Here is a 22144-nt window from a genome sequence, read left to right on the forward strand (position 1 = left end):
ATTGGGATCGCGGGCCGTCAACCTGTCGAATAGCGTAATTCCCAGCCCTTCGCTCTTGAAGCTTCCTGCACAGCCCAGAGGCTGCTCTTTGCGAACATAATTATTAATTTCCCGATCCGTCAATACCCTGAAATCGACGCTGAAAGGCTCGCAAACCACTTCCAGGTTATTTGATTTGCTGTTCAACAGCGCCAGGCCCGTATAAAAAATTACGCTATGACCACTGGCCTGGCGTAACTGCTCGCAGGCTCTCTCTTCCGTATGCGGTTTTCCGGTTATTTTACCGTCTATTACACAAACCTGGTCGGACCCGATAATCAGGCTGTCGGGATAGCTTTCTGCCAATGCCAGAGCCTTCGCGGCGGCAAGGCGCTGCACTAAATCAATCGCGGATTCGCCAGGCAGCGGCGTCTCATCCACCTCCGGCGCGGCGGTAATAAAAGCAAGCCCTAGTTTCTCAAGCAGGGCTTTTCTGAAGGGGGAGGTCGAAGCCAGAACCAGCTGTGTCATAATTTTTTCCGGAAGAATTGCGCAGGAGTGCAGGACATTTTAAACTATGCGCCGCACTGGATGCGAATAATGGGTGAAAGATGCTGTTAAACGGCCTTTTTCTTTGACTCTATCTCGTTACAAAGTTAATATGCGCGCCCTATGCAAAAGGTAAAATTACCCCTGACTCTCGATCCGGTTCGCACCGCTCAGAAACGCCTGGACTACCAGGGCGTTTACACCCCTGAACAGGTGGAGCGTATTGCCGAATCGGTAGTGAGTGTGGATAGCGATGTAGATTGTTCGATGTCGTTCGCGATCGACGATCAGCGTTTAGCCGTGCTGAAAGGCTCGGCGGCGGTCTCCGTCACGCTGTGTTGTCAACGCTGCGGCCAGAACTTCCCGCATTCTGTCCACGTAACGTATTGCTTCAGCCCGATCGTCAATGACGAGCAGGCAGAGGCACTGCCGGAAGCGTACGAGCCGGTCGAGGTCAACGAGTTTGGCGAAATCGACCTGCTGGCGGTGGTGGAGGATGAAATTATCCTCGCCCTGCCGGTCGTTCCGGTGCATGATTCTGAACACTGTGAAGTGTCCGAGGCGGACATGGTCTTTGGCAAGTTGCCTGCAGAGGCGGAAAAACCAAACCCATTTGCCGTATTAGCCAGTTTAAAGCGTAAGTAATAGGAGTAAGGTCCATGGCCGTACAACAGAATAAACCAACCCGTTCCAAACGTGGCATGCGTCGTTCACACGATGCCCTGACCACTGCCACTCTTTCCGTAGATAAAGTTTCTGGCGAAACGCATCTGCGTCACCACATCACTGCGGACGGTTACTACCGCGGTCGCAAGGTCATCGTTAAGTAATTCACGGCTTAGCCGGCGATACTTTGACACGTTTGACCCTGGCGATTGATGCCATGGGCGGGGACTTCGGTCCCTGCGTGACAGTGCCTGCGGCAATGCAGGCACTGGCGTCCGATCCGCAGCTACATCTTCTTCTGGTCGGCGATCCCGACACACTCACGTCATTACTCGCAAAAGCTGATTCCACGCTACGGGAACGTCTGCAGATCGTCCCTGCCGAGTCGGTTATTGCCAGTGATGCCAGACCTGCACAGGCGATTCGCCACAGCCGCGGCTCCTCAATGCGTGTGGCGCTTGAGCTGGTCAAGAAAGGCGAGGCCGACGCCTGCGTCAGCGCAGGGAATACCGGCGCGTTGATGGGGCTGGCTAAACTCCTGCTCGGCACGCTAAACGGTATTGAGCGCCCGGCGCTGATGACCGTAGTACCTAACGTAAAAAGCGGTAAAACCGTCCTGCTGGATTTAGGCGCCAACGTAAATTCAGATAGCGAGATGCTGGTGCAATTCGCAATAATGGGTGCGGTCATGGCAGAAGACGTGCTGGCCATCAGTCGACCACGCGTTGCGTTGCTGAATATTGGGCAGGAAGAGACCAAGGGTCTGGAAACTATCCGTGACGCCGCAGTCATTTTGCGGGATGCACCGGAAATTAACTATATTGGATACCTCGAAGGTAACGAACTGCTTACCGGGAAAACGGACGTCCTTGTGTGCGATGGGTTTATCGGCAACGTCACGTTAAAGACAATGGAAGGCGTTGTAAGAGTGTTTCTTTCGCTGTTGCAATCGCAAGAAGGTAAAAAAAGGGCATGGTGGCTGTCGCTGCTGGGGCGTTTGCTGAAAAAACGCCTGGCGAAGCGCTTCGGTCACCTTAACCCCGACCAGTACAATGGCGCCTGCCTGTTAGGGCTGCGCAAAACCGTGGTGAAAAGCCATGGTGGTGCCAGCCAGCGCGCATTTGTTGCGGCCATAGAACAGGCAGAGCAGGCGGTGCGGCGGCAACTTCCTGAACGGATTGCCGCCCGCCTTGAAACTGTATTACCTAAGAGTGACTGAGCGGACATGTATACAAAAATTATCGGTACGGGCAGCTATTTACCCGAACAGGTGCGGACTAACGCCGATCTGGAAAAAATGGTGGATACGTCGGACGAGTGGATTGTCACCCGTACCGGCATTCGTGAACGCCGCATTGCTGCGCCCGACGAGACCGTGGCGACAATGGGCTTTCACGCCGCCGAACGTGCGCTGGAAATGGCGGGTATCGATAAAGACGATATCGGCCTGATTGTGGTGGCAACTACCTCTTCCAGCCACGCCTTCCCAAGCTCCGCCTGCATGATCCAGCAAATGCTGGGCATTAAAGATGCCGCGTCTTTCGATCTGGCGGCGGCCTGTGCGGGCTTCACTTACGGCCTGAGCGTTGCTGACCAATTTATTAAAAACGGCGCGGTAAAAAATGCGCTGGTAATTGGATCTGACGTGCTGGCGCGAATGCTCGATCCTAACGATCGCGGTACGATCATCCTGTTCGGCGATGGTGCCGGGGCAGCGGTACTGGGCGCCAGCGAAGAGCAGGGCATTATTTCTACCCACCTGCACGCTGACGGCCGCTATGGTCAGCTGCTGACGCTGGCCAATCAGGACCGTGAGAATCAGGAACAGCCTTCTTACGTGACGATGGCCGGCAACGAAGTCTTTAAGGTCGCCGTCACAGAACTGGCGCATATCGTTGAAGAAACGCTGCAGGCCAATAACCTTGAGCGTGAGGCCATTGACTGGCTGGTGCCACACCAGGCTAACCTGCGCATTATTAACGCGACCGCGCGTAAGCTGGGCATGGAAATGGATAAAGTGGTGGTGACGCTTGACCGTCACGGCAACACCTCTGCCGCCTCTGTGCCTACCGCGCTGGATGAAGCGGTGCGCGATGGCCGCATCAAGCCAGGCCAGCTCGTTCTGCTGGAAGCTTTTGGCGGGGGCTTCACCTGGGGTTCGGCGCTGGTTCGTTTTTGATTAACAGGATATAACAATGACGCAATTTGCTATGGTTTTTCCAGGTCAGGGTTCGCAGACCGTGGGCATGCTGGCTGAACTGGCAGCGGAAAACGCGCTGGTAGAACAGACATTTCGTGAAGCTTCCGACGCGCTCGGTTACGATCTGTGGGCGCTGGTGCAACAGGGGCCTGCTGAAGAACTGAACAAAACCTGGCAGACACAGCCTGCTTTGCTGGCCGCATCTGTTGCTATTTTCCGCGTTTGGCAGGAAAAAGGCGGATCTCAGCCTGCAATGCTGGCGGGACACAGCCTGGGCGAGTATAGTGCGCTGGTTTGTGCAGGCGTGATCGATTTTAAAGAAGCGATCAAGCTGGTTGAACTGCGCGGCAAACTGATGCAGGAAGCCGTGCCGGCAGGGACGGGCGCCATGCAGGCGATCATCGGTCTGGACGATGCGGCTATTGCTAAAGCCTGCGAAGAGTCGGCTCAGGGCGAAGTGGTTTCGCCGGTGAACTTTAACTCGCCTGGCCAGGTCGTCATTGCCGGTAACAAAGCGGCAGTAGAGCGTGCTGGTGCAGCCTGTAAAGCTGCTGGCGCAAAACGTGCGCTGCCGCTGCCGGTCAGCGTTCCGTCGCATTGTGCGCTGATGAAGCCCGCGGCGGACAAGCTCGCTGTGGCGCTGGAGTCCATAACCTTTAGCGCGCCGACCTTGCCGGTAGTCAACAACGTTGACGTAAAGTGCGAAACGTCGCCTGAAGCGATCCGTAGCGCACTGGTTCGCCAGCTCTACAGCCCGGTTCGCTGGACTGAGTGCGTGGAGTTCATGGCGCAGCAGGGCGTGACGTCGCTGCTGGAAGTAGGTCCTGGCAAAGTACTGACCGGCCTGACGAAACGAATTGTAGACACCCTGACGGCCACGGCGATCGGTGAACCTGCCAGCCTGTCAGCGGCGATCGAGCAGTAAGAAGAGGATGAAGATGAGCTTCGAAGGAAAAATTGCGCTGGTGACCGGCGCGAGCCGCGGCATTGGCCGTGCGATTGCAGAAACCCTGGTCGCGCGCGGCGCGAAGGTAATTGGCACCGCCACCAGCCAGAGCGGGGCGGAGGCAATCAGCGCTTATCTGGGCAGCAATGGCAAAGGCCTGCTGCTGAATGTTACCGACAGCGCGTCTATTGACGAAGTGTTGGGAAATATTCGCGCAGAATTTGGCGAAGTGGACATTTTAGTCAATAATGCTGGCATTACGCGTGATAATCTTCTGATGCGTATGAAGGATGACGAGTGGCAGGATATCCTGGACACGAATCTGACTTCCGTATTCCGCCTGTCAAAAGCGGTAATGCGCGCTATGATGAAAAAACGCGTGGGCCGAATTATTACCATTGGCTCCGTTGTTGGAACAATGGGTAATGCGGGTCAGGCAAACTACGCGGCAGCAAAAGCGGGTTTGATCGGCTTTAGCAAGTCACTGGCGCGTGAAGTCGCGTCACGTGGTATTACCGTTAACGTTGTGGCTCCCGGTTTCATTGAAACCGACATGACGCGTGCGCTGACTGAAGAGCAGCGTGCGGGCATCCTGGCGGAAGTGCCAGCGGGTCGCTTAGGCGGCGCGCAGGAAATCGCCAGTGCCGTTGCATTTTTAGCCTCTGACGAGGCGGCGTACATCACTGGTGAGACGCTGCACGTCAATGGCGGAATGTATATGGTCTGATAATCACGAAAAGTATTTGCGTTATTTGCGGCAATGCCCGCAAAATAACGTAAATTCGTGGTTTGACCAGCCGGGATTTAGTTGCATCTTTTTCAACATTTTATACACTACGAAAACCATCGCGAAAGCGAGTTTTGATAGGAAATTTAATAGTATGAGCACTATCGAAGAACGCGTTAAGAAAATCATTGGCGAGCAGCTTGGCGTTAAGCAGGAAGAAGTTGTTAACACTGCCTCTTTTGTAGAAGATCTGGGCGCTGATTCTCTTGATACCGTTGAGCTGGTAATGGCTCTGGAAGAAGAGTTTGATACCGAGATTCCGGACGAAGAAGCTGAGAAAATCACTACCGTTCAGGCTGCTATTGATTACATCAATGGTCACCAGGCTTAAGTGAGCATCTCCAGGCGGTCACTCGACCGCCTGAGTTTTATCTGTAGTTCCCACTGATACTCTTTTATCCCCTCCCTGGAGGACGAACGTGTCTAAGCGTCGTGTAGTTGTGACCGGTCTTGGCATGTTGTCTCCTGTCGGCAATACCGTAGAGTCTACCTGGAATGCTCTTGTTGCCGGTCAGAGTGGCATCAGCCCGATCGACCATTTTGAAACCAGTGCGTACGCAACGCGTTTTGCTGGCTTAGTAAAGGATTTCAACTGCGAGGAGTTTATCTCGCGTAAAGATCAGCGCAAGATGGACGCCTTCATTCAATACGGCGTTGTTGCTGGTATGCAGGCTATGCAGGATGCCGGTCTGGTCATTACTGACGAGAACGCGCACCGTATCGGTGCCGCTATAGGCTCCGGCATTGGTGGCCTTGGTCTGATAGAAGAAAACCATACCTCGCTGGTGAACGGCGGCCCGCGTAAAATCAGCCCTTTCTTTGTGCCTTCCACTATTGTGAACATGATTGCTGGTCATCTGACTATCATGTACGGCATGAAAGGCCCCAGCATTGCCATCTCGACCGCTTGTACTACCGGTGTGCATAACATTGGTCAGGCAGCGCGTATGATTGCCTATAACGATGCTGACGTCATGATTGCCGGCGGCGCGGAAAAAGGCAGTACGCCGCTGGGCATTGGTGGTTTCGGGGCGGCACGTGCGCTTTCTACCCGCAACGATAATCCTCAGGCGGCAAGCCGTCCGTGGGATAAAGACCGTGACGGCTTTGTGCTGGGCGACGGCGCTGGCATCGTCGTGCTGGAAGAGTACGAACACGCGAAAAAGCGCGGCGCAAAAATTTACGCCGAGCTGGTGGGCTTTGGGATGAGCAGTGATGCTTATCATATGACCTCGCCACCGGAAAACGGCGCGGGCGCGGCGCTGGCAATGGAAAATGCCCTGCGGGATGCGCAACTGTCGGTGGAAAAAATCGGCTATATCAACGCGCACGGTACCTCGACGTCTGCGGGTGACGTAGCGGAAGCGCAGGCCGTGAAGTCCGTCTTTGGCGCGGCGGCGTATGACGTAATGGTCAGTTCCACAAAATCCATGACCGGTCATCTGTTAGGCGCGGCGGGAGCAGTAGAATCTATCTACTCTATCCTTGCACTGCGCGATCAGGTCATTCCGCCTACCATCAATCTGGATAACCCGGATGAAGGTTGCGACCTGGATTTTGTGCCGCATACGGCGCGTCAGGTTAAAGGACTGGAGTATGCTCTGTGTAACTCCTTCGGTTTTGGCGGCACTAATGGCTCGCTGATTTTCCGTAAAATCTGATTGTCTTCGGTGATAAAAGGCCCGCAAAAGCGGGCCTTTTTTACAGGTCCCGCATGCTTTTTATATCGCAAATTCAAACGGTTAACTGTTGTTTGGTATGTCACGGAACCCCACAGAAATCCTCTGATGTGGATGGAATGTGGATGCCGTCGCGCAGTGGATTGAGCTTTGTCGCATCCTGCAAATAGTCAGGCGCCAGATGCGCATAAGTCATCGTCTGCTGGATATTTGCGTGATCCAGAATTTTTTGCAGCGTAAGAATGTTCCCGCCGTTCATCATAAAATGCGCTGCAAATGTATGACGCAGGATATGTACGGCCTGGCCTTTCGGAATATCTGGCTTGACGCTGCGTAAATGCAATCTGTAACTTTGATACGACACGTTAAATAGCCTCCCTTCATCTACAGTTCTCACTGTTTTTTCGACTTCCTGTGTTATCGGAACCGTTCTCTTCTTGCTGTTCTTGGCAGCCATGAACGTGACCTTCCCATTCATAATATGATGATTTCGGCCTTCTTCGCGTTACATTATCAGGGGAGCAGTCAGTCAAGCGGCTAGCACGTTACTGCCAGGCTCCGGGGGGCTGTGCTCGGCTAACGCCATCAGATTTGATGACGACCCATGATGGTTAGTGCTTGAAATGTACTGAAGATATGAGGGAAAAGTTTATGTCAGGGCGTTATGGCGATGAGGATAAACGCGAGGCTGAGTATCAGCAATGGCGTTATTACACTGAGTCGGGTTGGGAGGATCGGGACCTGGGCATCCTTCGCCCACTCGATGCGTTTGCGTTCGACAACGTCAATCATCTTCATCACCAGGCGGTTTTTGCTTTCCACGCTGTAGAGAATGGCGTTTGCTTCCCGTAGCGCGAACTGGGTGACCAGGTCATAGACGCTCTTCCCGATGCCGGTGGTATCTATGCCGAGGTACGTCATGTTATAGCGCTTCATCAGCTGCTTGATCTGCTCGGCCGGCCAGCTGAAGTTAAGTCCCCGCCACTGGTAGATTGCCAGCACCCGGAACCGTTCGCCCTCATGCAGCGGGCGCGCAACGATCACAAAGGTGGAGTTGTCCCCGGAGCGGGACGGGTCAAAGCCGCCCCATACCTCGCGATTACCAAACGGGCGCACCGCTGGCGGGTTGTAGTCCTGTCAGATGGCGACATCAACTCAAAAGATCAAAGTTAAGAACCGTTGGGTTATAATGCCGCTGCACTCAAAGGATGATTAATGAACAAGGACAAATTGATGATTAGTGCCAAAAAGTTGGCGGATGAGATGGTCGATGCAGTTCACATTGATGGTAATTTTTTCCGGGGATTTGTACATGGTTTTGTGAATTGGCCCGTAGATATTTATTATTTGGGCCGAGATTACCTCGATACAGATAACAGGGCTGTCCATTCATATGACAAAGAAAGAATGCTCAGAATGGTAAAGACAGGAATGGCTTCAAGGCAGAATCTTGAAAAAGTTTTACACCTGTTTATGGACAACTTTTTCGAGCACGTTGAGTTTCAGAAAGTAAGGGATTTATCCACTAAAGGTGGCGGGAAATTTTTAGGGAGAATGGCTTTCAATCAAGTGGCAGCTGCTAATATGGGCTATATATTTTCTTCCCGGCTGATTCCGCAAATAGTTACGGGTATGACAATCGGCAGCCTTCTTTCGATTGGTGCTGCCATGTCTCGTTCAGTATACGTTTCCAGAGACTTACAACGCCGTAATCCATCCGCCTACAATGTGCTAAGGCGCTTAGGCGATTTAGATCTGCTGTACTTCATGGTTGCTGAAAAAACCAGACCTTTTGAAGATGCCACAGCGCTATGGTTTACAGACCGCAATAAATTTCACCAGACGTGCTGTTATTTTTTTGAGAAAGTTTAGATATGAAAAAATTATTTCTGGCTGCACTTTCACGCATCATTCAGGGCATTGGAATAGGCGTATGTGGATTATCCTTGATCTACATGGGGTGGTTTTTATTTTTCTCTTACAGCGAATACAAATACTACCTCGCCGCTTTTACCCTACCGGGGTTGATACTGGGGTACTATATTTTCAAGTTTGCCGTGCGGAAAATCTATGATGAAAGCCCCAGCGACTGGTAACGTTGATGACGATAGAATCACGTTACAGGCTCAAGCCCGCCTTGCAGCGGGCATGAACGAACGGTGGACAAAAATTGGATGTACTGAAATAAAACACTTTTTATTTCATGATATTATGCTTGATATGCAGGCCCGCAAAAGCGGGCTTTTTTATTTTTTATCCCCCTTTTGCTGATTTAAAATGGCGTGCAGCTGCGCAAAGATGCAGGCAGGCTTTGGCGTAACTAAAAAGGAGAGCCGATGATCTGGATAAATGGTCAGCCCCAGGAATTTATTTCCGTTAAAGACCGTGCCTTACAGTTTGGCGATGGCTGTTTTACCACGGCGCGCATTGAAAAAGGGCAGGTTATTGCGTCGCTCGCGCATCTGGAGCGATTACAACAAGCATGCAAGCGCCTGCTTATTCATTACGTTGACTGGGAAGCTCTGCAACAGGAAGTGATGAGCGCAGCCGCGATGCGCCCGACAGGCGTGCTCAAAGTCATTCTTTCCCGTGGTGTCGGTGGCCGTGGTTATAGTGCCAGCGGCTGCCAGCAAGCTTCACGCATTATTATACTGTCGGACTATCCGGCACATTATCACCAGCTTCGCCAGACGGGCGTGAAACTGGCGCTCAGCACCATTCGTCTGGGCCGTAATCCTCTGCTGGCCGGCATCAAGCATCTTAATCGTCTGGAGCAGGTGCTTATCCGCACAGAGCTTGAGCAGACCGACGCTGACGAAGCGCTGGTTCTTGACACTCAGGGGCTGCTGGTGGAATGCTGTGCGGCAAATTTATTTTGGCGTAAGGGCGAAGACGTCTTTACGCCCGATGTGACGCAGGCCGGGGTCAACGGCATTCAGCGTCAGTGGGTCATGCGGCTACTGGCCGAGCAGGGCTGTAAAGTGAGGGAAGTCAGCGTACCCCCCCAGACGCTCGAAGAGGCGGACGAAATTTTTATCACTAATGCACTGATGCCGATGTTGCCGGTCGCACAGATTGAAAACCGGTTTTACCACTCAAGAACGTTGTTTAACCGCATCGGTGAGCACGATTTTCAGGGACATTTATGACAGTAAAACGCAAAGTAGTCGGCGGGATCGTCGCGTTCATTATTGCCGGTCTGGCTTTCAGCTACTGGCAAATCAAACAGTTCGCCAGGTCGCCGTTGTTGATTGAGCACGAGACTATTTTTACGCTACCAGCTGGTGCGGGCCGCGTGGTGCTGGAAGCCGAGTTGAACAGGCAGAAAATTACGCCGCGCTCCTTCTGGTTTGGCTGGCTGCTGAAACTGGAGCCGGAGCTGGCTAATTTTAAGGCCGGCACCTATCGATTTACGCAGGGCATGACGGTACGCCAGATGCTGACGCTGCTTTCCAGTGGTAAAGAAGCGCAGTTCCCGATCCGCTTTATCGAAGGGTCGCGAATGCAGGAGTGGCTGGCGCAGCTGCGTGCGGCACCCTATATCAAACATACGCTGACGGACGACAAGCTGACCACGCTGGGCCAGACGCTGAAAATGCCGCAACAGGATGTTGAAGGCTGGTTCTATCCCGATACGTATTCCTACACCGCCAATACTACGGACGTTGCGATCCTGGAGCGGGCCCACGGCCGGATGGTAAAAATGGTCGATACGCTGTGGCAGAGCAAAGCGGAAGGGCTGCCTTATAAAGAGAAAGATGATTTGCTGACAATGGCGTCAATCGTGGAAAAAGAAACGGCGCTGGGCGAAGAACGTAGCAAGGTCGCTTCGGTCTTTATTAATCGGCTGCGGTTGGGCATGCGTTTACAGACCGATCCTACCGTGATTTACGGCATGGGCGACAGCTATAAGGGGACGCTGACGCGCAAGGATTTGGAAACGCCTACGGCTTATAACACCTATGTGATAGCCGGGATGCCGCCAGGGCCTATCGCCACGCCGGGCAAGGCTTCGCTGGAAGCGGCCGCCCATCCGGAAAAAACAGACTTTCTTTATTTTGTTGCGGATGGCAAAGGCGGCCACACCTTTACCACCAACCTGGCGAGCCATAATCGTGCGGTCCAGGCCTGGCGCCTGCTGCTCAAGGAAAAAAATGAAAAGTAAATTTATCGTTATCGAAGGGCTGGAAGGCGCAGGCAAAACGACCGCCCGCGATACCATCGTGGCGACGCTCAGGCAGCACGGCATTGAAGATATCGTCTTTACCCGCGAACCGGGCGGTACGCCGCTGGCGGAAAAACTCCGTGAGCTGATTAAGCAGGGGATTGAGGGCGAGCAGATCACCGATCGTGCCGAGCTGCTGATGCTTTACGCGGCACGCGTGCAGCTGGTTGAGAACGTGATTAAACCGGCGCTGGCGCGCGACGCCTGGGTAGTTGGCGATCGTCACGATCTCTCTTCTCAGGCTTATCAAGGCGGTGGACGGGGCATAGATATCCGCCTGATGGAGCAGCTGAAACAAAGCGTGTTGGGCGATTTTGCGCCTGATTTAACGCTTTACCTGGACGTCACCCCAGAAATTGGCCTGCAGCGTGCCCGGTCGCGAGGCGAGCTGGATCGCATTGAGCAGGAGTCGCTGAACTTCTTTACCCGCACGCGTGAGCGCTATCTGGCGCTGGCCGCGGCCGACGAGAGCATCAAAACCATCGACGCCACGCAGGCTATTGAAGGCGTCTCCACCGCTATCCGGCAGACGCTGGCGCTGTGGCTACAGGAACAGTCATGATCTGGTATCCGTGGCTTAACCAGCCTTACCGGCAGATAATCGGCCAGCATCAGGCCGGGCGCGGGCACCACGCGCTGCTGCTTCAGGCATTGCCGGGAATGGGCGATGCCTCACTGGTCTGGGGGATCAGCCGCTGGCTGATGTGCCAGCGCAGAGACGGGCTGAAAAGCTGCGGAGAGTGTCATGCCTGCCATTTGATGCAGGCCCACACGCACCCGGACTGGTACGAGCTGGCGGCAGAGAAAGGCAAAAGCTCGCTGGGCATTGATGCGGTACGTGGCGTCACGGAGAAGCTTTTTCATCACGCTCAGCAGGGTGGGGCAAAGGTGGTCTGGCTGCCCGATGCCGCTCAGCTGACGGAAGCGGCCGCTAACGCGCTGCTGAAAACGCTGGAGGAGCCGCCGGTCAACACCTGGTTTTTACTCTGCTGCCAGCAGCCGTCACAGCTGCTGGCCACGCTGCGCAGCCGCTGTCAAAGCGTTCACCTGGCCGCGCCGGATGAGGCGCAAAGTCTGAGCTGGCTGCAGAAACAGGCTGGCGCATCGCAGCAGGATTGCCTGACCGCGCTGCGGCTAAGCGGCGGCGCGCCCGCCGCGGCACAAACAATGCTGGAAAGCAGCTGGGCGGCGCGACAGGCGCTGTGCGAGGCACTGCCGGTGGCGTTGCAAAAAGATATGCTATCCTTGCTGCCCGTTCTGAATCACGATGACGCGGCGGCGCGTACCGGCTGGCTCTGCGCCCTGCTGGTGGATGCGCTGAAATGGCAGCAGGGCGGCGGACGCTTTATTGCCAATGCCGACAGCCAGATGCTGGTCGCGGAGATCGCCCGTCAGCTGCCGGCCAGCGCCCTGGATGAAAGCGTTCGTCAATGGTTTTTGTGCCGTGACCGCCTGCTCAACGTGGTCGCCGTAAACCGTGAACTCTTATTGACTGACCAACTGCTGGCATGGGAGCAAATGCTCCATGCTTCCGTGGTTGGCTAACGAACCAGAGAATAATTATGTTTTTAGTCGATTCCCACTGTCATCTTGACGGCCTGAACTATGAAACCCTGCATCGGGATGTGGACGATGTGCTGGCGAAAGCTGCCGCGCGTGACGTGAAGTTCATGCTGGCGGTAGCGACCACGTTACCCGGCTATAAGGCAATGACGCAACTGATTGGCGATCGCGCTAACGTGGCATACTCCTGTGGCGTGCACCCGCTCAATCAGGATGAACCTTATGATTTTGCCGAGCTGCGCCAGCTGGCTGCCGACGAACGCGTGATTGCCATGGGTGAAACGGGGCTGGACTACTACTATCAGAAGGAGACCCTGGTACAGCAGCAGGCTTCCTTCCGTGAGCATATCCGTATTGGCCGCGACCTGAACAAGCCGGTCATTGTGCATACGCGCGACGCGCGCGACGATACGCTGGCTATTCTGAAAGAAGAGAAGGTGGAAGGGTGCGGTGGCGTGCTGCACTGCTTTACGGAAGATCGGGAAACCGCGGAAAAGCTGCTGGATATGGGCTTTTATATTTCGTTTTCCGGTATCGCCACTTTCCGTAATGCAGAAACTATCCGCGAGGCGGCACGCTATGTGCCACTGGACAGGATGCTGGTGGAAACCGACTCACCTTACCTGGCGCCCGTACCGTACCGTGGCAAAGAGAATCAGCCCGCTTACACGCGCGACGTAGCTGATTATATGGCCGTAGTAAAAGGCGTGAGTATTGAAACGCTGGCGGAGGCCACCACGGCTAACTTCTCCCGCCTTTTCCACGTGCCGATGAGCCGTCTTACCGACTAGCGCTTTATTTTAATCCTCGTAATAAATTTGTAAAAAAAAGAGAGTCGTGTCGCTACTTTGTTGGCGATACGGCTTTCTGATGGCTAAAAACTGGCAAATTTTGGGGAATTAAACTACATAGCAGGCGGATGTTCAGTGAAACGTGATAACCGTCAAACAAATGATGGCGGAATTATTTTACAGTTCGTAATAAATCACGAGGGCGCAAAGCGCTCCACCCATAGCGGGTCCTCCCCCCGTTATATCGCGTTGAAAAACGCGTAAAGCACCCATACTCAGGAGTTTCACACTATGTTCAAAAACGCATTTGCAAACCTGCAAAAGGTCGGTAAATCGCTGATGTTGCCGGTATCGGTGCTGCCGATTGCCGGTATTCTGCTCGGCGTAGGCTCCGCCAACTTTAGCTGGCTGCCTGCCGTGGTCTCTCACGTTATGGCGGAAGCAGGCGGATCCGTCTTTGCCAACATGCCGCTGATTTTTGCCATTGGCGTGGCGTTAGGCTTTACCAATAATGACGGCGTTTCGGCACTGGCAGCGGTAGTCGCCTACGGCATCATGGTTAAAACAATGGCGGTAGTGGCGCCGCTGGTACTGCATATGCCAGCCGCCGAGATTGAAGCCAAGCATCTCGCCGATACGGGCGTGCTGGGCGGGATAATCGCCGGTTCGATAGCGGCTTATATGTTTAACCGCTTCTATCGCATTAAGCTGCCGGAATACCTCGGCTTCTTTGCCGGTAAGCGTTTCGTGCCTATTATCTCCGGTTTTACGGCGATTTTTATCGGCATCCTGCTCTCCTTGATCTGGCCACCCATCGGTACCGCTATTCAGGACTTCTCGCAGTGGGCGGCCTATCAGAATCCGGTCGTAGCCTTCGGTATTTACGGCGTGATTGAACGCTCTCTGGTGCCGTTTGGTCTGCACCATATCTGGAACGTTCCTTTCCAGATGCAGATCGGCGAGTTCACCAATGCGGCAGGCCAGGTTTTCCACGGCGATATTCCACGTTACATGGCAGGCGACCCAACCGCGGGCAAACTTTCCGGCGGCTTCCTGTTTAAAATGTATGGTCTGCCTGCGGCAGCGATTGCTATCTGGCACTCCGCGAAACCAGAAAACCGGGCGAAAGTGGGCGGCATCATGATTTCCGCTGCGCTGACCTCATTCCTGACCGGCATCACCGAACCTATCGAATTCTCCTTTATGTTCGTGGCGCCGATCCTGTATGCGATCCACGCTATCCTGGCTGGCCTGGCTTTCCCTATCTGTATCCTGCTGGGCATGCGCGATGGCACCAGCTTCTCGCATGGTCTGATTGATTTTGTGGTCCTGAGCGGCAACAGCAGCCGTATCTGGCTGTTCCCGGTGGTCGGTGTTATTTACGGTCTGATTTATTACACCGTGTTCCGCGTGCTGATTGCCAAACTCAATCTGAAAACGCCGGGCCGTGAAGAAACCTCAGCGGCGCAAACCGCCAGCAACGCCAGTGAAATGGCAGCGAATCTGGTTGCAGCTTTCGGCGGTAAAGAGAACATTACTAACCTTGATGCCTGCATCACTCGCCTGCGCGTCAGCGTGGCGGACGTATCCAAAGTGGATCAGTCCGGCCTGAAACAGCTGGGTGCAGCGGGCGTGGTTGTAGCGGGTTCTGGCGTTCAGGCTATCTTTGGTACCAAATCTGATAACCTGAAAACCGAGATGGATGATTATATTCGCAAGCTGTAAGCAGCCGGTCGGATAAAGTGAAAGCCCTGCCTTAAGGTGGGGCTTTTTTATTTCTGAAAAACGATGGTCAGACACCAAACATGGCGCGGTTCATCCATCCTACCCAGACAAGCGCGATAGCAGCAACTGACAGGCCACCCACAGCCAGCTTTTGCAGCCGTGCCAGCTTCAGCTGTTGCAGGGAAAGCGCATTCTCACTCCATTGCCTTAACGCCATGGTCTCTTGCTTATACTCTTGCCGGAATGCCTCACAAACAGCCGCAGTCTGCTGCTGCATGGCCCCTAGTGCCTCGCTCGTCTCTGTTTGCTGACGGGCAAGTAGATCCGCTACGTGCTGATGCTGCGCCTGTATCTCGTCCTGTATTTGCTGACGCTGACCTTGCCAGGCGATGGTGTGCTGTTGCAGGCTAAGCTCGGTTTGTTGATGGAGCCTTCTTGTTTCCAACAGCTTGCTATCAAAGGCTTCCAGCAGCTGTTCTTTAGTCTGCTTAACTTCTTGTGCAATGAGGATAAGTTGTTTTGCACCTTCGGCTGTTAAGCCTTTCAGTTCAAAATAGTCCTTAATCAACTCTTCCAGTGAGTGCTGCTGTTCAGCCAGGGTCTCCTGCTGGCCTTTAATGACGTCGTTCGCCTCAGCAATCTCGCTGGTCTGTCTTTTTATCCTGGTTTGCTGATTTTGCAATTGCTGCTGTTGCTCATTCAGCATTTGGGCCTGCGCGATAGAAATCATCATCAGCTGCCCCAGCTTTTTAGCGAAGCTGGCATGAAGTTCGGCTGCATTCAGCTGCGCCGTCTCCAATTCTTCAGAATTCCACCAGCGGGAAACCGCATGTCGCGCCTCATGCTTTTCCCGATCTTTTTTAAGATTATCCAGCTTGTCATAATCTTCTTTGAAGCTTTTTAACAGGCCAGGAACATCTACCTGCCGGAGCATAGCTTCCGATACACGGACCTGCGCCAAATCTTTAATTACATCCATTAGCATCCCCTGCCAGATAATTTTCCAGAAGTAGCATGACATCGGCCTCAGCGCTACCGAGCGAGTCGATACTCACGTCCAGTTGTTGATTAAATTGCTGATTCGCTTCTATTCTTGTGCGCTGACTTGCTGCGGTATTTTGTTGTCTGTCGTACGTGGCGGCCAAATGAGCATCGATAAGCTGGTAGTCGGCACTTATCACGCGATAGCTGACGGAGTTTTGAAACTGTAACTCCAGCCACTGTGACATTTTCCCCACGTTCTCTTTAACCGTGTCCAGTCCTGCTTCCATTGCCTCCAGACGCTCGGTCCCGGTTTGCGAAAGCCAGTCGAAAAAGCGATCAAGGCCATAGACAACGAGCGATGAAACAATTCCCGTGAGGATAGCGGTGACTGCTGGCGAAAGAATGTCAGTCATCGGTAGCAGCAGCGGAATACCAGCCAGAAAGCCTTTGATAGCCTCTTCAAACATAAGGCCCAGTGAGGTGGTTACTACACCAGCCAAAATTTTCGTTACGGCACGTGCCGTTTCGATGCCGGGCTGGTCGGGCGGCGGATTAACCAACAATTTTACCGCTTTCCACAAGCCCGCCATTCCCTCGCGGATCACCGTGGCGACTTTTGCCGCGGTAGTAATAAAGTTATTGATCAGAAAGGTCAGGAGATTGCTGATAAATCCCTGCAGCAGGCCGTTTATGCCTGCATCCAGCATGGCGCGCAGCTTAAACATTACCCGTTCAACCACGCGTTTTAGCGCCGCCGTCAGTCTGTCGATCAGGTTACTTTTATCCGGGTCGTTAAAAAGCCGCTTAAGTTCGATAAAGGTATGGTTAACAAGTGTATGCAAAGCTATTCCTAATGCCTGGCGGAGCGCCTGCCTTACCGCCTGTTCCGCGCCGGTTTTGGCTAGTTCCACTCCCTGTTTTTTTACCTGAGCTATCAATACGTCCCGGCTGACATGGGCTTCGGCGGTACTGGCTGTCCGGGCAAGTTGTTCCCGGTCGACGCCAAAGTGTTCAGTATTGGTCAGGCCTTTCCCTTCATTATTTTTACGTATTTTATCAGCCCATTCCTCCTTCTCCATTTCCTGCATTGACTGATTAATATGACTTTCCGCTGCAACAAGATTTTTAGGATCGTTAGCCATGGCTACGCGTTGCGCCTGCGTCATAAATAAGTTGTTGCGGCTGTCGGTTTCAATGCGATTGGCGGAAACGACATGGTCGAGATGTGTGGTGCCATCCCGGTTCAGTTCCATACCGGTATAGGCAGAAATAACAGGTTCGTCTTTAAGGAAAAGTTCTTTGCGTTTACCGGGTAGCTCTTTGTCGTAAGGCTTACGGTTATAGCCACCGCTGTTGGTATCGCACCAGTCCTGATAACGAACTTTATCATTTTCTGTTGCTACCACGCCTTTTTCGAAATTGTGCGTGGTTGTTACACTTCCACCCTCTTTGTCATTAAACATGGCGGCAGTAAGCCCAAATGGCCCAATTAGCTGCTGTAATATGTGAGTTTGGCAGCTTTCCATCAGCTCTTGCAGGCGCTGTTCACGTAAGGCAAGCTTCAGGTTACCGCCTTGGTTATGCTCAGCCTCGGCGGCTGAAAAAGTAGACATGTAATTATCCTTTTATAAAAGCCATTTTTATTTTTCTACGAATAAACGTGGGTTTACTGGTTAATACTGCAACTGCGATACCGGAGTGAGATAAAATTTATTACCGTGTCATGGTTGCTTTTGTTTTAGATATTATCCCTGTTGTTAAGTTGATTTATCAATAAAACTTATTTATTTTTTTAAAGAATAAATGCTTACTGCCGATAATACGTATGCCCGCATTACAATATTTTTACGCTGGCTGGATATTATTTGTATGGGATATAAGAAATTGAGGCGATCTTTTTCGGATCGGCAAAAATAAAAGGAATACCAAAAAAGCTATATGCCTAACTAAATTGCGTACCTTATTTATTACCAGTCATGGAAATGAAGTGTCGGAAACACAGCATTGTGTCTGTTCTGTGCAGAACCAAAACTCCTGGTCATGCGCCCGGCAATGCGCCCGTCCTGACCGTAGCGAAAACAGATGTTGCTTGCACAAGGCGCCCCGAACCTACGCTCAGCGACGCGAAAAGCGGCATATGGTAAAGAAAAGCCAGCGGAAGGTTGAAAGAAAACAAATATCTCGCTCATACTGCCGTAACTCAACGCATAGCTTAAGGACTTGCATCATGGCTGAAGAAACGATTTTCAGTAAAATTATCCGCCGAGAAACTCCGGCTGATATCGTTTATCAGGACGAGTTGGTAACGGCTTTCCGCGATATTTCGCCAAAAGCGCCGACGCACATTCTGATAATACCAAATATTCTGATCCCTACCGCCAATGATGCGGTCGCCGGGCACGAAGCCGCGCTGGGCCGCATGATCGTGGTGGCCGCGAAAATCGCTAAACAGGAAGGCATTGCCGAGGACGGCTATCGTCTGATCATGAACTGCAATCAGCACGGCGGGCAGGAAGTCTATCATATCCATCTGCATCTGGTTGGCGGTCGCCCGCTGGGCCCGATGCTGGCTGAATAACGTGCCGGAGAGACTATGAGGCGAATTATCTTTTTGGGCACCATGCTGGCGTTGCTGAGCGGCTGCGCCAGCGATCGTACGACCATTGATACTTCGCAATCGCTGGTAATGGAGTCATCGGTGCTGTCGGCGGGGATCCTCACCGATGAGCCGGTGATATCCGAGCATGAAGGGCAGCAGCGGGCTTCCTCCCGGCTCTATAACCAGCAGGAAAAACCCGTTACGCTATCGTGGCGCTTTTACTGGTATGACGATAAGGGTCTGGAAATTCTGCCCTTTGAAGCGCCTCGTAAAGTCACGGTCGCGCCGCATAGCAGTGTTGAAATATCGTCGCAAACGGGTAACCTGACGGCCAATAAGGTTCGTCTTTATCTGTATCTGTAGGAGATTCTTGCGTGGAAAGGAAGTTAACTAAACTCTCGGGCGTCATGTTGCTGGCGTTCATTCTGAGCGGCTGTGTGGTTCAACAGCAGCAGCAGCAGCAGCCCGCACCTGTTGAACCGGCCCAACCGTTTCCCGAGCAGCCGCAGCCGCTACCGACCGAGCCACCGCCGTCAGAAACGGTGCCGCAGCCGCCTAAAATGCAGTCGATTAACTGGGATGCCAGCGTGACGCCGCTGGTGGCGCAAATGCTGAAAGCCGACGGTATTACGGCCGGTAGCGTGCTGCTGATCGACGGTGTAAAAAACAGCACCAACGGCAGCCTGCAACGTGCCAAAGCTACCGCCGCGCTGCAAAGCGCACTGCAAAATAATACCCAGTTCAAGCTGGTCACGCCCGAACAGCTTGCTACGGCTAAGCAAACGCTGGGGCTTTCCGCCGAGGACAGCCTGGGCTCGCGTAGCAAAGCTGTCGGCCTGGCCCGTTACGTCGGCGCGCAATACGTGCTCTATACCAACGCCAAAGGTGACGTAAAATCACCGACGCTGCAAATGCAGCTGATGCTGGTGCAGACTGGCGAAATCATCTGGTCGGGTAACGGTGTCGTACAGCATTGATCCCGCGCTAAACAGACTGATCAAACAGCGTTTTCCGGCGGAGCAATCCGCCGGTTCTTTTTTTCCGCTGCACGGTTTAACCGGGCTGACGGCAAAAGTGGAGCTGGAAAGGGTGACGTTGCTGGCTCGCCATCAGCGTCAGGGTCATCCTGTGCCGGGCGTGGATCGCCAGCGTGAATACCGCATTTTACGCAAGCTTTCTCAAAGCGACCTGACACCGCCTGCCTACGGCTATGCCGATAACTGGCTGCTGCTTGGCTGGCTGCCGGGCGAAACGCTGAATGAGGCACTCTTCCCCGGCGCGCTGGACGCGGTGGTCGGCGAGCTGGCGAGACTGCATCAACAGCCCCTTAGCGGCTACCCTTTGCGGCTGCAAACGCTGCTGGAGCGTTACTGGCAGCTTAGCCAGCCCGCGCGGCGGCACTGCGGCTGGCTGCGGGCGCTACGGCGGCTGCAGCGGCGTGGGGAACCCAAACCACTGCGGCGGGCATTGCTGCATATGGACGTACATCCGGGCAATGTGATCCGGCAGCAAAACCGACTGCGGCTGATTGACTGGGAATACGCCAGCGATGGTGATATCGCGCTGGAGCTGGCCGCGCTGGCTGCGGGAAACGCGCTGGATGCGTCGCAGCAGCAGGCACTAACCGAACGCTATGCTGCTCTGCAACAGCTGAATGCGGCAACGCTAAGGCAGCAGATGATGCGCTGGCAGCCCTGGCTGGCGCTTCTGGCGGCAAGCTGGTACGAGCTGCGATGGCAGCAGAGTGGCGAAGAGACGTTTTATACGCTGGCAGCACAGGCCTGGCAGCGAGTACGATCATAAGAGGTAATCTGTGGGACCGGTAATGTTAGACGTGCTCGGTTACGAGCTGGACGCGGAAGAGCGGGAAATTTTACAACATCCGCTGGTGGGCGGGCTGATCCTCTTCACCCGTAATTATCACGATCCTGAGCAGCTTCAGGAGTTGATCAGGCAGATCCGTGCCGCCTCGCGGCATCGACTGGCGATCGCCGTCGATCAGGAAGGCGGGCGCGTGCAGCGCTTCCGCGACGGCTTTACGCGGCTGCCTGCTATGCAAGCCTTTGCGGCGCTTAACAGCAAAGCCGAAGCAGCCAGGCTGGCGCAGGAAGCGGGCTGGCTGATGGCTGCCGAGATGATCGCCATGGATATTGATATCAGCTTTGCGCCCGTGCTGGATATTGGTCACGGCAGCGCGGCCATTGGCGAGCGCAGTTTCCACGAAGATCCTGCCATTGCGCTGGCGATGGCGCGCCACTTTATTGATGGAATGCATGAAGCAGGCATGAAAACCACCGGCAAGCACTTTCCGGGCCACGGTGCGGTCAGCGCGGATTCACACAAGGAAACCCCGCGCGACGATCGGCCTGAAGCGGTTATTCGCCAGCACGATATGCAGATTTTTAAGCAGCTGATTGACGAAAACCGTCTGGACGCGGTGATGCCTGCACACGTTATCTATACTCAGGTAGATACGCAGCCTGCCAGCGGCTCCTCGCACTGGCTGCAAACCGTGCTGCGCAAAGAGCTGGGCTTCGACGGCGTCATTTTTTCCGACGATCTGTCGATGGAAGGCGCGGCGATTATGGGCAGCTATGCCGAGCGTGGGCAGGCTTCGCTCGATGCCGGTTGCGATATGATCCTGGTCTGCAATAACCGTGACGGTGCCGTTAGCGTGCTGGATAATCTGTCGCCGATCAATGCTGAACGCGCCACGCGGCTGTACCATCGTGGTACGTTTACCCGTCAGCAGCTGCTGGCTTCGCCGCGCTGGAAAGCTAGCAGCCAGGCGCTGAGCACGCTGCAAACGCGCTGGCTGGAGCGAGGCTGACGCATACACCACAGGAGAAGGCGATGATAATCTATCTGCACGGTTTTGATTCAACCAGTCCCGGCAATCATGAGAAGGTGCTGCAGCTGCAGTTTATCGATCCTGATGTGCGGCTGCTGAGCTACAGTACGCTACATCCTAAGCATGATATGCAGTATCTGCTGAATGAAACCCACAAGCTCCTGCGCAGTAGCGACGATGAGCGCGTGCTGATCTGCGGCGTAGGGCTGGGCGGTTACTGGGCCGAACGCATAGGCTTTTTGAATGATATCCGTCAGGTGATGTTTAACCCCAACCTGTGGCCGGAAGAGAATATGCCGGGAAAAATAGACAGGCCCGAAGAGTACGTGGATATTGCCACCAAGTGTGTGAGCAATTTTCGGGAAAAAAACCGTGATCGCTGCCTGGTTATTCTCTCTCGTCGTGACGAGGCGCTGGACAACCAGCGCAGCGCACAGATGCTGGGTGCTTATTATGAAATCGTCTGGGACGAGCAGCAGACGCATAAGTTCAGGAGCATCTCCTCGCATTTACAGCGGATCAAAGCGTTTAAAACGCTGGGCTAGCCGCAACCTCTCGCCCGTTCGATGCCGACGGGCGGCAGGTTCACGTCTCGCCAGG

At 53.8% G+C, this 22144-nt stretch carries 25 protein-coding genes and 2 pseudogenes; 22 read left to right on the forward strand and 5 right to left on the reverse strand.

Annotation, left to right across the window (positions count from 1 at the left end; translation table 11 throughout):
- On the reverse strand, positions 1 to 510 hold a 510-nt coding region (locus RTK32_RS04555), incomplete at its 3' end, for a nucleoside triphosphate pyrophosphatase (protein WP_312042316.1).
- A 141-nt stretch (positions 511 to 651) separates the two neighbouring features.
- On the opposite strand from RTK32_RS04555, the gene yceD reads away from it, so the two are divergent.
- From yceD to fabF, 8 genes are all read left to right on the forward strand, one after another.
- Positions 652 to 1173, forward strand: a complete 522-nt coding sequence (gene yceD, locus RTK32_RS04560) for a 23S rRNA accumulation protein YceD (protein WP_312042317.1) — start codon at positions 652 to 654, stop codon at positions 1171 to 1173.
- A gap of 14 nt (positions 1174 to 1187) precedes the next feature.
- Positions 1188 to 1358 (forward strand): 50S ribosomal protein L32, encoded by a 171-nt coding sequence (gene rpmF, locus RTK32_RS04565; protein ID WP_013025362.1) that lies wholly within the window; start codon positions 1188 to 1190, stop codon positions 1356 to 1358.
- 23 nt (positions 1359 to 1381) lie between these two features.
- Entirely contained in the window at positions 1382 to 2413 is a 1032-nt protein-coding gene (gene plsX, locus RTK32_RS04570) for a phosphate acyltransferase PlsX (protein ID WP_312042318.1), read from the forward strand.
- A gap of 6 nt (positions 2414 to 2419) precedes the next feature.
- A complete protein-coding gene (locus RTK32_RS04575) occupies positions 2420 to 3373 on the forward strand; it encodes a beta-ketoacyl-ACP synthase III (RefSeq protein ID WP_312042319.1) in 954 nt (317 codons plus the stop codon).
- Positions 3374 to 3389: 16 nt separating this feature from the next.
- Complete coding sequence (gene fabD, locus RTK32_RS04580) at positions 3390 to 4319, forward strand: ACP S-malonyltransferase (protein ID WP_312042320.1); 930 nt, start codon at positions 3390 to 3392, stop codon at positions 4317 to 4319.
- Between the two features lie 13 nt (positions 4320 to 4332).
- Positions 4333 to 5067: a 3-oxoacyl-ACP reductase FabG gene (gene fabG, locus RTK32_RS04585; RefSeq protein WP_312042321.1), complete on the forward strand. Its 735-nt coding sequence runs from the start codon at positions 4333 to 4335 to the stop codon at positions 5065 to 5067.
- Positions 5068 to 5221: 154 nt separating this feature from the next.
- Complete coding sequence (acpP, locus tag RTK32_RS04590) at positions 5222 to 5458, forward strand: acyl carrier protein (RefSeq protein WP_004157115.1); 237 nt, start codon at positions 5222 to 5224, stop codon at positions 5456 to 5458.
- 88 nt (positions 5459 to 5546) lie between these two features.
- The gene (fabF, locus tag RTK32_RS04595; RefSeq protein WP_312042322.1) at positions 5547 to 6788 is read left to right on the forward strand and encodes a beta-ketoacyl-ACP synthase II; all 1242 of its coding nucleotides are present in this window, start codon (positions 5547 to 5549) and stop codon (positions 6786 to 6788) included.
- A 100-nt stretch (positions 6789 to 6888) separates the two neighbouring features.
- Here fabF and RTK32_RS04600 read toward each other — a convergent pair.
- Positions 6889 to 7290: pseudogene (locus RTK32_RS04600) on the reverse strand (tyrosine-type recombinase/integrase); the annotation flags it as partial.
- A 260-nt stretch (positions 7291 to 7550) separates the two neighbouring features.
- Positions 7551 to 7943 (reverse strand): annotated as a pseudogene (locus RTK32_RS04605) (hypothetical protein); the annotation flags it as partial.
- Between the two features lie 78 nt (positions 7944 to 8021).
- Here RTK32_RS04605 and RTK32_RS04610 point away from each other — a divergent pair.
- The 8 genes from RTK32_RS04610 (at position 8022) to ptsG (ending at position 15110) form a co-directional block, all read left to right on the forward strand.
- The gene (locus RTK32_RS04610) at positions 8022 to 8678 is read left to right on the forward strand and encodes a hypothetical protein (RefSeq protein WP_312042323.1); all 657 of its coding nucleotides are present in this window, start codon (positions 8022 to 8024) and stop codon (positions 8676 to 8678) included.
- A gap of 198 nt (positions 8679 to 8876) precedes the next feature.
- Positions 8877 to 9077, forward strand: a complete 201-nt coding sequence (locus RTK32_RS04615) for a hypothetical protein (protein ID WP_312042324.1) — start codon at positions 8877 to 8879, stop codon at positions 9075 to 9077.
- Between the two features lie 65 nt (positions 9078 to 9142).
- Positions 9143 to 9955, forward strand: coding sequence for an aminodeoxychorismate lyase (pabC, locus tag RTK32_RS04620; RefSeq protein ID WP_312042325.1), 813 nt, complete (start codon positions 9143 to 9145; stop codon positions 9953 to 9955).
- On the forward strand, positions 9952 to 10971 hold the full coding sequence (mltG, locus tag RTK32_RS04625; protein WP_312042326.1) for an endolytic transglycosylase MltG: 1020 nt from the start codon (positions 9952 to 9954) through the stop codon (positions 10969 to 10971). The genes pabC and mltG overlap by 4 nt, the downstream gene beginning before the upstream one ends.
- Positions 10961 to 11593 (forward strand): dTMP kinase, encoded by a 633-nt coding sequence (gene tmk, locus RTK32_RS04630; protein ID WP_312042327.1) that lies wholly within the window; start codon positions 10961 to 10963, stop codon positions 11591 to 11593. Before mltG ends, tmk begins: the two co-directional genes overlap by 11 nt.
- The gene (gene holB / locus RTK32_RS04635; protein WP_312042328.1) at positions 11590 to 12576 is read left to right on the forward strand and encodes a DNA polymerase III subunit delta'; all 987 of its coding nucleotides are present in this window, start codon (positions 11590 to 11592) and stop codon (positions 12574 to 12576) included. The genes tmk and holB overlap by 4 nt, the downstream gene beginning before the upstream one ends.
- A 17-nt stretch (positions 12577 to 12593) precedes the next feature.
- On the forward strand, positions 12594 to 13385 hold the full coding sequence (locus RTK32_RS04640; RefSeq protein WP_312042329.1) for a metal-dependent hydrolase: 792 nt from the start codon (positions 12594 to 12596) through the stop codon (positions 13383 to 13385).
- Between the two features lie 291 nt (positions 13386 to 13676).
- Entirely contained in the window at positions 13677 to 15110 is a 1434-nt protein-coding gene (gene ptsG / locus RTK32_RS04645) for a PTS glucose transporter subunit IIBC (protein WP_312042330.1), read from the forward strand.
- A gap of 67 nt (positions 15111 to 15177) precedes the next feature.
- On the opposite strand, the gene RTK32_RS04650 is transcribed toward ptsG, so the two are convergent.
- Together RTK32_RS04650 and RTK32_RS04655 are read right to left on the reverse strand one after the other, a co-directional pair.
- On the reverse strand, positions 15178 to 16089 hold the full coding sequence (locus RTK32_RS04650) for a hypothetical protein (protein ID WP_312042331.1): 912 nt from the start codon (positions 16087 to 16089) through the stop codon (positions 15178 to 15180).
- On the reverse strand, positions 16076 to 17707 hold the full coding sequence (locus RTK32_RS04655; protein ID WP_312042332.1) for a hypothetical protein: 1632 nt from the start codon (positions 17705 to 17707) through the stop codon (positions 16076 to 16078). The genes RTK32_RS04650 and RTK32_RS04655 overlap by 14 nt, the downstream gene beginning before the upstream one ends.
- Before the next feature lie 614 nt (positions 17708 to 18321).
- Here RTK32_RS04655 and hinT point away from each other — a divergent pair.
- The 6 genes from hinT to ycfP are packed head-to-tail and all read left to right on the forward strand — an operon-like array spanning position 18322 to position 22089.
- Positions 18322 to 18672 carry a purine nucleoside phosphoramidase gene (gene hinT, locus RTK32_RS04660; protein ID WP_312042333.1) on the forward strand — a complete coding sequence of 117 codons (351 nt, stop codon included), beginning with the start codon at positions 18322 to 18324 and terminating at the stop codon, positions 18670 to 18672.
- A gap of 15 nt (positions 18673 to 18687) precedes the next feature.
- Positions 18688 to 19056: a DUF1425 domain-containing protein gene (locus tag RTK32_RS04665; RefSeq protein ID WP_312042334.1), complete on the forward strand. Its 369-nt coding sequence runs from the start codon at positions 18688 to 18690 to the stop codon at positions 19054 to 19056.
- Positions 19057 to 19100: 44 nt separating this feature from the next.
- The gene (gene lpoB / locus RTK32_RS04670; RefSeq protein ID WP_409451060.1) at positions 19101 to 19670 is read left to right on the forward strand and encodes a penicillin-binding protein activator LpoB; all 570 of its coding nucleotides are present in this window, start codon (positions 19101 to 19103) and stop codon (positions 19668 to 19670) included.
- Positions 19654 to 20496 (forward strand): thiamine kinase, encoded by an 843-nt coding sequence (gene thiK / locus RTK32_RS04675; RefSeq protein ID WP_312042336.1) that lies wholly within the window; start codon positions 19654 to 19656, stop codon positions 20494 to 20496. The genes lpoB and thiK overlap by 17 nt, the downstream gene beginning before the upstream one ends.
- 10 nt (positions 20497 to 20506) lie before the next feature.
- Positions 20507 to 21523 carry a beta-N-acetylhexosaminidase gene (nagZ, locus tag RTK32_RS04680; protein WP_312042337.1) on the forward strand — a complete coding sequence of 339 codons (1017 nt, stop codon included), beginning with the start codon at positions 20507 to 20509 and terminating at the stop codon, positions 21521 to 21523.
- Positions 21524 to 21546: 23 nt separating this feature from the next.
- Positions 21547 to 22089, forward strand: a complete 543-nt coding sequence (gene ycfP, locus RTK32_RS04685; RefSeq protein ID WP_312042338.1) for an alpha/beta hydrolase YcfP — start codon at positions 21547 to 21549, stop codon at positions 22087 to 22089.
- Positions 22090 to 22144: the final 55 nt, after the last annotated feature.

The organism is Erwinia sp. (assembly GCF_031978025.1).
Classification (GTDB): Bacteria; Pseudomonadota; Gammaproteobacteria; order Enterobacterales; family Enterobacteriaceae; genus Erwinia.